We start from the raw sequence: 8,951 nt of genomic DNA on the forward strand, positions 1-8,951 counted from the left end.
ACTTCTCCGTAGCTCAGGCTACTACTCATAGGGCATTCCTCCTTTCACGTTCATTAAATCAACTATACGAGGGATGCCCTCCCATTGCAATATACCCTTCAATAGCACCCAACCCTGGTAACGAGGTACTGGACAATCTACATTATTATATTGACTAATCACGGATTTTGCGTATAAGTTAGTAAGGTAAGGAGGAGCTATGGCAAAAAAGCTTGTGCTGGTTCCAGTCCTGCTGCTAGCGTTGGCATCGGGCTGTATCCGGCAGGTATCTAACCATAAGGAGAGCGAGATGGCCGAGACAAAGGAAAAACCCAAGATCAACGTGCGCTTCATCTTTTCCCTGTGCAACGACATCGTTGCGATGAGGCATTTCTACACCGATCTCTTGGACATGGACGAGCAGGCGTTCTTTAACGAAAAGCAGTTCGGGTATCTATCCTATCCATGCGAGGGCGTTCACCTTATGTTCTTCTACTCCGGGCAGGAAGCGCCGGTGTTCAAGGATTGGGCGTGGCAGCCCGGGTACGACGGCGGCAGTCTGCACGTGACCTCCTGGGCCATCCAGATACCTGAGGAAGACTTTGCCGAAACCGTCAAGCGTCTCAAGGATGCCGGGGTCAAGACTTTTAGTGATAATCCACAGTGGCGGCAGGACAGCTACTGGGGTTTTTCTGTGATGGACCCTCAGGGCAACACGATTGAAGTCTACACCTCGCCAAAGGAAAAACCTGCATCTACGACCTGGGCCCCGGCGGGGTCGGGGAAGTAGTTCGTAAATCAGGAAGGAGACAGACTGGATGAAAGTTCTGATAACATACGCATCAAAGTACGGCTCCACCGCCGAGGTGGCGGAAAAGGTAGCCGAAATTCTGAGAAGCAAAGGGTTGGAGGTTGATTTATCCAGAGCCAAGGAGGTCACCGATATCTCGTCCTACGATGCGGTTATCTTAGGCAGTCCATTCAGGGTGTTCCGCTGGCTGCGTGAGGCACGCAAGTTCGTGAAGAGGAACCAGGATGCCCTCGCTAAGATACCGGTGGCTTGCTTTGCACTTGGCCTCAGCCTTATGGAGGATACCCAAAAGAACCGGGCACAGATGCTTAAGTGGCTTTCTCCAATAAGCGAGAGCATCAAGCCCGTTGACATCGGCCTCTTCGGCGGGAGATGGGACAAGAAGCGCGTGCCCTTCTACATGCGTATCTTCCCCATGCCCGAAGGCGACTTCCGCAGATGGGAGGAAATCGTCGCCTGGGCCGAGAAATTGGTCGCAAAACTCAAGAGCTCTAAGCGTGGATAAGATCATTCATCGTTCACTTAAGCTGAACTGCGACGTGCATCGCGCATTCGAGATGTTTACCGTAAACGAGAAGCTTCAATCATGGTTAACGGAGTTGGCGGACGTTGAGCCGCGTGTAGGCGGAAAATACGAGCTTTTCTGGAATCCGGATGATAAGCAATACGATTCTACCATCGGCTGCAAGATAACCGCGATCGAGCAGGACAGGTTCCTATCCTTTGAATGGAAAGGGCCGAAGCAGTACAATGACTTCATGAACACAGCCGATCCACTGACCCACGTTGTGGTCTTCTTTATTCCAGGTGATGGATTTACCGAGGTCCAACTCATCCACTCCGGCTGGAGAAGTTCGCCTGAGTGGGAAGAGGCACGTCAATGGTTCGAGAAGATGTGGAACGTGTGTTTTGAGGCACTGAAGAAGCAAATCAACGGCTGAATCGTGGATAGACAGATTCCTGTGGTCACGAAAAGATAAACCATCAAGTACTACTCCGAATCGGACATGAAGGATCTGCGGCTGGCGTTTGAGTCAGAGGTCCTTTCCTGGCCGCACGTTACCACCAGGTTTATGTTCGGGTGTCTGGCGTACATGGCTAAAGGCAAGTTATTCGCATTTCTTTTTGATGACAGCATTGTAATAACCCGGCTCGATGAGGCCTCAAGGGAGGCGCTTGCCGCCGAGTACGAGGCGTTTGCGTTCGAATCCAAGGGCAAGCCTGTGGGCGGTTGGATGCAGGTGGTGGTTGCGGACTGCTCTGAGCTTGAAGAGATCATGGATTACGTCCGCAAAAGCTACGAGGCCGCGCTGGCAAAGGCCTAGGAGGATCGCACGTTGTGGCTTTGGATTAGTATGGGAATATCAGGTGGATTGGTGCTGGCGTTCTTTATCAGGTAACACCTGCCGGGTATCTGTTCATCACAGCCTGGATTAGGGAGGTCAAGGAAGGTGAGGTGGCTTGACACCCTGGCATATTTAGACTATTCTCGGTAGGATGAAGTGGCAAAATGAATCGTGAAGCTCAGGCAAACTTGAGCGTTCGTGACAGGGTTTACGTAATTTCAAAAACCTACTCCTTGATCTTGCTGTATTCTGCACATCTTGCGGCTATGCCTCATCTGGACATCGATAAGCTTTACAAGAAATATCTAGATGGGGCTGTTAGAACCGGGGATCGATACGAGTTCGGTCTGGTGATGATGGAGTTCCTTGCCCATCTTGGGAATGCTCATACCCGGTACAAGGATGCCTGGATCGATGAGTATCACGGTCAACCCCTTGGCTTCTACGCTCTACCTATAGAAGGCAAGTGGATGGTCAAGCGAAGCATGATTGAGGGGTTGGAGCCTGGCGACGTCACAGTTTCCATCGATGGCGTAGACCTAGAAAAATTCTTTCGTGAAAAAAGGAGGTATATCCCGGCCTGCGGGAAGCGGCAAAAACGCCTTGGGTTGTTTTATTCCCCGCATCTTTTCCCTAAAGAGTTCAGTGTGGAGCTTGAGAACGGCAGCGAGGTTTTAATTAACAGGCAGACCCAGAAGATCACCGAACCTGAAAAGGCAACAGAGGCCAGATGGCTTAAACAAGGTAAGCTAGCATACATCAAGATACCCTCGTTTGCAGGAGGTACACAGGCAAGATTCGAAGAGGAGGCAATTCGCTACGTGAAGGAATTTTCGAATGCAAAAGCCCTGATCGTTGACGTTCGTGGGAATACAGGTGGGCAGACGCCTGAGCGGCTTATCAAAGCTCTTATGAGCAGGCCCTACCGGTGGTGGAGGCAGACGTCTCCCATAAATCTGAGCTACTTCAGAACCCAGTACGCAAAGTTAGAAAGACACGAAAGGGAGGTGGGAAAGCTGAACGAGAAGGGTAAGGCTTACAAGGACGCATATTCAGACTTTCAGTATACCCAGCTTTTAATCCTGCCTGAGGTAACACAGCTTTCCAATCCGCTGTATACCGGCCAACTTGCAGTACTGGTTGACGAGGAGTGCGGTTCTTCTTGTGAGGATTTTGTTATGATGTGCAAAGACAGCGGTAGCGCTGTTATCGTAGGGACTAGAACCGCCGGTTCCACAGGCCAGCCTTATTTTTGGGATTTCAACGAAGAGATCAAGGTATACATAGGTGCTGTAAGGGTCTACTTCCCTGACGGTTCGCCTTTCGAAGGCATAGGGATCGCGCCGGATGTTGAAGTAATCCCATCCAGCAAAGACCTCAAGGCTGGACAAGATGTGGTCTTGGAAAAGGCGTGCGAGTTGATATCTTAAGATATAGAAAAGAGAGATGTCTTGTTATGAATCAAGAGAATTATGGAGGAATAATGCATCCGGAGTTTCCAAGCTTCAAACCGATAGATCTCGAAGATCGTGATTTCATTCACGAGATACTCTGGCGTTACCAGCCCGAGATATCCAAGCTGTGTTTTGCCAACCTGTACAACTGGCGGCATCACTACTCTGTCCAGTGGTGCATGTATGAAGGCACCCTTCTTCTCCTTGCCAAATCCGCCGAGGGCGAGTTCTACGCCTTCCCGCCGGTCGCCCAGCAATCAAGAGCCGATGCGGTTCGCATGCTGCTCACCTGGCTGCGGGATGAGTGCAAATCCACCAACCCGCGCATCGAACGGGCGGACAGGCGGCTGGTGGAGGAACTGGAAGGATCACCTGACTTCTCGATAGAGCCTCAGCGCGAGCACCATGATTACATCTATCTGCGAGAAGACCTGGTGAACCTTTCAGGCCGCAAGTTTCACTCCAAAAAGAATCACCTCAACGCGTTTATGAAGAACTATCAGTTCACCTATGCTCAATTGGATGAGAGCCATGTCGCTCGGTGTCTTGAGCTTGCCGAGGCCTGGTGCATGATGCGCCGCTGCTCAGATGACATGAGCCTTATCAGCGAAAGGGAGGCGGTTAATGAGGCTCTTGCGAACTTCTCTGCGTTGAAGCTTATGGGAGGGGTGATACTAATCGAGGGCAAGACGCAGGCGTTCAGTGTGGGCGAGCTTCTCAACAAGGATACGGCTGTGGTTCATATCGAGAAGGCCAACCCTGGGATTCGCGGGCTTTACGCGGCCATCAATCAGCAGTGCGCGGAACATGCCTGGGGAGACGTCGCCTACATAAATCGTGAACAGGATCTAGGCGAGGAAGGGATTCGCAAGGCGAAGCTTTCCTATCATCCCCATCACCTGGTAGAAAACTTCATCATCAGCCTGGCGTAGCGAGGAGAGTCTCAAATGAAAGAACTGTTGCTTACCGAAGCGCGAGAAGAGGACCTCGGTTTCCTGCTCGGGATGTGGAACGCCCCCAGTGTGATGCGGTACGCGGGCTACCCTGAAGGCAGGTGCTGGTCCGAGACAGATATCCAGGCCTGGTGGGATGCGTATCTTGCAGAACGTAGGCGATCGGGCGAAGATGAAACGCAGCTCATCTTGAGAACAGGAGACGGAACCGCTATCGGTGAGTCGCACTACGGCCCGGTGTCCGAAGGCTTCGAGGTCGGCGACTGGCGAAAGCCAGAAGGTGTGAGATGCTTTATGACCGACATCAAACTCCTGCCACAGTATTGGGGAAGGGGTATAGGCACTCAAGGGATGCGGATGATCGTTGAATTTATATTTGCTAATACCCGTTGCAAGCTTTTAGTCGTTCCTCCTCACATGGATAACCCTCCGGCGTTCCGGGTATACGAGAAGGCAGGTTTTTTGCTAACCGGCATTGAGGCCTGGGAAGGCCACGAGATGATGGAACTTACAAGGGATAGATTCAAGGAGCTTTATAGCGGTTAAGGGACTGACAGATCTTGGACTAAGATTTCAAGAGGCGTCCATCCCTGAGGTCTTTGCCGTGTCCAGAAGCTGGTTCTTTTCAAGTAACCCCTTGACAAAAAAGCATCTAAGGGTATATTCAATAAACACGAAGGAGGATAGATGCCTTTAATCCAGGTAGACGGCCCGCCGATTGATATCGAGAAGAAAAGGCGGCTGGTCAAAGAACTAACTGACGTCGCGGTCAAGATTTACGAGATAGAGCACATCGTTGTATTGATCCGGGAGAATCAACCAGAAAATGTAGGCTCCAACGGCGAACTGATTGCCGATAAGCAGCGAACCGCAGATTGAAACTCGTTTCACTCGTTTCCCTTCGAGCTCCCTGCGGTCGTTCTTCTTCGGTGACGCAGATTTTGATCCCCCTGTGTCCCCCTTAATAAGAATCCCTCCGGCCTTCGGCCACCTCCCTTGATAAGGGAGGCCTCTCAAAGCCCCCCTTTTTAAGGGGGGTAGGGGGGATTATGGAGTGCAACGAGCGCCTCGTTGCTATAACCTCAATAAATAGACAAGCCTCCCTGATCTACCTTGATGGGGGGTAGGGGGAGGGTGAGAGAAACATCAGCTTGCATATGTATCCTCAATCATAGACTTGACAAAATTGGATATCGGAGTATATTCAGGTGAACCATAAAACCAAAGGAGGGCGACATGCCTGGAGTATGGGTCAGGAGACAAGACAGCGATACATGGCACTGGTGCAAAAACTGTCATCTCTATCCTACAGGTTCAGATGTAGTGAAGAGCTATAAGAAACCTACCTCGTATGAACTATGCAATCATTGTCAGGCCAAAGAAAAAGCAGGCAACTGTAGCGAATAAAATCGTAGGGGCCGACCTCAGCGTACCCCTAGAGGGCACTAGGTCGGCCCCCGAACAAGACAAAACTTACAAGGAGGCGAAATGCCTGACATCAATGCTGAAGAGCTACTCGAAAAAGCATGGGATGAATTTCGTAGGGATTACGATGAAAGGGTGCGCGAATATTCTGAGTCTCTAGGCAGGGAAGATGAAGAAAAGGCTAAGAAGGAGCACTGGATATTATGGAATGAAGCTGATTTGATGGTTCAACTTGGAAGGTATACGTACGACCATTTAGCCAGGAACTCACCTTCGGCAGTTGAAATGCACTTTGAGAAGAACTTAACTCGTGCTAACTTTGAAGGTTACGATTTCGAGGGAAGTCTAGATGAGTTAAAGAAAAGACTTAAGCGAAAGCAAGGACCAAAAGTAGATTTAATAATCGTTCAGGAAAACAGTCTAGGTCGGTTTTTATTGTGTGCTGAAGCAAAGTTCTTTCATTGCTCAGAAGAATCTATCTCACGTGGAAAGAGAACTGCAAAGACCGCAATCGAGAAGGACATTGAAACATTAGTGGCAATAAGAGACCTGGGAATAGCCGAAAGGGTGATTTTCATACTGTTTGATGACTATTATTGGATTCGCAATGAAGACATTGAGAGTTTTGTTGAGAATGCCTGCAAAGAACATAAAATCATCCCATTGATGCACAATTCGAAAGCAAAAGTCGAACCTTGGAAATAACTAGTAATCGGGCCGACTTAAAGGTCGGCCCCTACGTTTAATCTGTGTAATCTGCGGTTTTCAATGCTCCTTTTCTCCTGACGGAGAACGCTTGCGGCCTTTACGAGTAACGTAAAGGCAACGATCGCAGGGGGCTTCGCCTCAATCACCCCTCCCTTGACGGGAGGGGGTAGGGGGAGGGTGAAAACAAGGAATCACCCCCTCCTTTATCCTCCCCCGTCGAGGGGGAGGTTGTAACTTAAAGAAGGGGCTAGCGCCCCTTCTTAATCTGCGCTAATCTGCGTAATCTGCGGTTAGTTCCCTACTTATTATCTATCTGTGCCCTTTGCAGCTTGCCGGAGTAGTCAATGTACACCGTCTTCATCTCCGTAAAGATCTCGTACGCGGTCCAGCCGCCTTCTCTATGCCCGTTGCCGGTTTCCTTCACGCCGCCGAAGGGCAGGTGGCACTCCGCGCCGATGGTTGGGCCGTTCACGTAGGTTATGCCCGCCTCGATGCGCTCTATCGCCCGCATGGCGTTATTCACGTCCTGGGTGTAAATCGAGGACGAAAGCCCGTAAACCGTACCGTTCAGAACCTCAATCGCCTCGTCAAGGTCTTTGACCGTGATCACCGAAAGCACCGGCCCGAAGATCTCCTCCTGGGCGATGCGCATCTCAGGCTTTACCTTATCAAAAATCGTGGGCTCGAAGAAGAAGCCCTTGGCGTAATCGCCCTCGGTGAGGGCATGTCCGCCGCAGACCAGTTCGGCCTTGTCTTCCTCAAGACCGATCTTCACGTAGCTTGCCACGGTCTCCTGCTGAGTCTTGGACACCAGTGGACCCATCTCGACCGACTCGTCCAGACCGTTGCCGACCTTGAGCGCCTTGGCGCGCTTGACCAGCTCGGCCAGGAACTCCTCGTGCACGCCTTCCTGCACAATGATCCTCGAGGTCGCGGTGCAGCGCTGACCGGTGGTGCCGAACGCGCCCCACAGAACGCCGTCCAACGCAAGTTCGAGGTTTGCATCGTCCATCACGATCTGGCCGTTCTTGCCGCCCAGCTCCAGCGAACACCGCTTCAGGGTCTTGCCGGTCACCTCGCCGATGCGCTTGCCGACCTCCGACGAACCGGTGAAGCTGATGCCCTTGACGTCCGGGTGGTTAATGAGGTGTTCGCCAACCACACGGCCCGATCCCGTAACGTAGTTGATAACGCCTTTTGGGATGTCGGCGGAGTCAAGAATCTCCATGAGCTTTGCGGTGCAGGCAGGAGTGTCGGTGGCCGGTTTGATAACTATCGTATTACCGGTGGTTATGGCAGGGAACGTCTTCCAGGTGGGGATGGCGATGGGGAAGTTCCACGGGGTAATCAGTCCCCACACGCCCATGGGACGGTGGATAACGTAGGCCGCCTTGTTGCGCAGCTCGGAGGGGACGGTTTGGCCGTGCATGCGGCGTCCCTCGCCTGCGGCGAAGTCGGCGGTGTCTATACCTTCCTGCATGTCGCCCCGGGTTTCGGCAATCACCTTGCCCATCTCACGGGTCATGAGCCGGGATATTTCCTCCTTGCGTTCGCGTAACTTATTGGCAACGCTATACATATAATCCGCGCGCTCCGGGGCCGGGGTGTCGCGCCAGGCAGGATAGGCGGCCTGGGCTGCTCTAACTGCCGCATCTACGTCATCTTGTGAAGATAGCTGAAAGGTCCCCACCAGGTCGGATGTATCCGCCGGATTCCTGTTCTCGAAAGTCTTATTTGACTTGGACTTAACCCATTCTCCCCCGATAAAATTCTTGTACTCTTCGGCCATGTTTTACCTCCGGTTTTTGGTTAATTCTATGCGCGGGAGAGGCAAAAGTCAACCCGTAACACTCAAAAAAAGCTGGACAAAAGCTGGACAAAAGGTGGTCAAAAGATGGTCAAAAGATGGACAAAATCGCGCTGACGCGCGCATTGCAAATATCAAATATCAAATTGCAAAATGCAAAATGGAAGGGGAAGCTCACAGCTCACGGCTAACAGCTGACGGCTCACGGCGAACAGCGAACGGCTCACAGCTCACGGCTTACAGCTGACGGCAGGGGCGCGACTTCGTCGCGATTGCAGATTGAAGATTGGAAGATTAGAAGATTACAGATTACAGATTGGAAGATTGAAGATTGGAAGATTACTCTGCAAGCATCGTCCTTAAAGGTCTTTCGTCCTTCCGGCCTCCGGGCTCCAGTCCTCAGAATGAGGGATAGGAGGAGTGTTATGAGATCCTTACGTCGTATGCCTCCTTCGGAGACAATACTCC

Annotated in this window: 10 protein-coding genes; 9 read left to right on the plus strand and 1 reads right to left on the minus strand. The window is 51.5% G+C overall.

Going from position 1 to position 8,951, the window contains the following annotated elements; all coding sequences use genetic code 11:
- Nucleotides 1–199: 199 nt before the first annotated feature.
- The 9 genes from CEE36_11400 to CEE36_11440 all read left to right on the plus strand — a co-directional run bounded on the left by CEE36_11400 (nucleotide 200) and on the right by CEE36_11440 (nucleotide 6,673).
- Nucleotides 200–769, plus strand: coding sequence for a hypothetical protein (locus CEE36_11400; protein ID TKJ36598.1), 570 nt, complete (start codon nucleotides 200–202; stop codon nucleotides 767–769).
- Between the two features lie 28 nt (nucleotides 770–797).
- Nucleotides 798–1,295: a flavodoxin gene (locus CEE36_11405; GenBank protein TKJ36599.1), complete on the plus strand. Its 498-nt coding sequence runs from the start codon at nucleotides 798–800 to the stop codon at nucleotides 1,293–1,295.
- The gene (locus CEE36_11410; protein TKJ36600.1) at nucleotides 1,288–1,731 is read left to right on the plus strand and encodes an ATPase; all 444 of its coding nucleotides are present in this window, start codon (nucleotides 1,288–1,290) and stop codon (nucleotides 1,729–1,731) included. The genes CEE36_11405 and CEE36_11410 overlap by 8 nt, the downstream gene beginning before the upstream one ends.
- A 66-nt stretch (nucleotides 1,732–1,797) precedes the next feature.
- Entirely contained in the window at nucleotides 1,798–2,115 is a 318-nt protein-coding gene (locus CEE36_11415; protein ID TKJ36601.1) for a hypothetical protein, read from the plus strand.
- Nucleotides 2,116–2,300: 185 nt separating this feature from the next.
- Entirely contained in the window at nucleotides 2,301–3,566 is a 1,266-nt protein-coding gene (locus CEE36_11420; GenBank protein TKJ36602.1) for a hypothetical protein, read from the plus strand.
- Between the two features lie 26 nt (nucleotides 3,567–3,592).
- Nucleotides 3,593–4,522 carry a hypothetical protein gene (locus CEE36_11425; protein TKJ36603.1) on the plus strand — a complete coding sequence of 310 codons (930 nt, stop codon included), beginning with the start codon at nucleotides 3,593–3,595 and terminating at the stop codon, nucleotides 4,520–4,522.
- A gap of 15 nt (nucleotides 4,523–4,537) precedes the next feature.
- Entirely contained in the window at nucleotides 4,538–5,089 is a 552-nt protein-coding gene (locus CEE36_11430) for a hypothetical protein (GenBank protein TKJ36604.1), read from the plus strand.
- 141 nt (nucleotides 5,090–5,230) lie between these two features.
- Nucleotides 5,231–5,422: a 4-oxalocrotonate tautomerase gene (locus tag CEE36_11435; GenBank protein ID TKJ36605.1), complete on the plus strand. Its 192-nt coding sequence runs from the start codon at nucleotides 5,231–5,233 to the stop codon at nucleotides 5,420–5,422.
- A gap of 609 nt (nucleotides 5,423–6,031) precedes the next feature.
- Nucleotides 6,032–6,673, plus strand: coding sequence for a hypothetical protein (locus tag CEE36_11440; GenBank protein ID TKJ36606.1), 642 nt, complete (start codon nucleotides 6,032–6,034; stop codon nucleotides 6,671–6,673).
- A gap of 301 nt (nucleotides 6,674–6,974) precedes the next feature.
- On the opposite strand, the gene CEE36_11445 is transcribed toward CEE36_11440, so the two are convergent.
- On the minus strand, nucleotides 6,975–8,465 hold the full coding sequence (locus CEE36_11445) for an aldehyde dehydrogenase (GenBank protein TKJ36607.1): 1,491 nt from the start codon (nucleotides 8,463–8,465) through the stop codon (nucleotides 6,975–6,977).
- Between the last annotated feature and the right edge of the window lie 486 nt (nucleotides 8,466–8,951).

Source organism: candidate division TA06 bacterium B3_TA06 (genome assembly GCA_005223075.1).
Taxonomy (GTDB): Bacteria; Hydrothermota; Tepidihabitantia; order B3-TA06; family B3-TA06; genus B3-TA06.

Bases quoted from the DNA above. Each gene is read 5' to 3' on its own strand.
- CEE36_11400 (TKJ36598.1), top strand. From the start codon at position 200: ATGGCAAAAAAGCTTGTGCTGGTTCCAGTCCTGCTGCTAGCGTTGGCA.
- CEE36_11405 (TKJ36599.1), top strand. From the start codon at position 798: ATGAAAGTTCTGATAACATACGCATCAAAGTACGGCTCCACCGCCGAG.
- CEE36_11415 (TKJ36601.1), top strand. From the start codon at position 1,798: ATGAAGGATCTGCGGCTGGCGTTTGAGTCAGAGGTCCTTTCCTGGCCG.
- CEE36_11420 (TKJ36602.1), top strand. From the start codon at position 2,301: ATGAATCGTGAAGCTCAGGCAAACTTGAGCGTTCGTGACAGGGTTTAC.
- CEE36_11425 (TKJ36603.1), top strand. From the start codon at position 3,593: ATGAATCAAGAGAATTATGGAGGAATAATGCATCCGGAGTTTCCAAGC.
- CEE36_11430 (TKJ36604.1), top strand. From the start codon at position 4,538: ATGAAAGAACTGTTGCTTACCGAAGCGCGAGAAGAGGACCTCGGTTTC.
- CEE36_11435 (TKJ36605.1), top strand. From the start codon at position 5,231: ATGCCTTTAATCCAGGTAGACGGCCCGCCGATTGATATCGAGAAGAAA.
- CEE36_11440 (TKJ36606.1), top strand. From the start codon at position 6,032: ATGCCTGACATCAATGCTGAAGAGCTACTCGAAAAAGCATGGGATGAA.
- CEE36_11445 (TKJ36607.1), bottom strand. From the start codon at position 8,465: ATGGCCGAAGAGTACAAGAATTTTATCGGGGGAGAATGGGTTAAGTCC.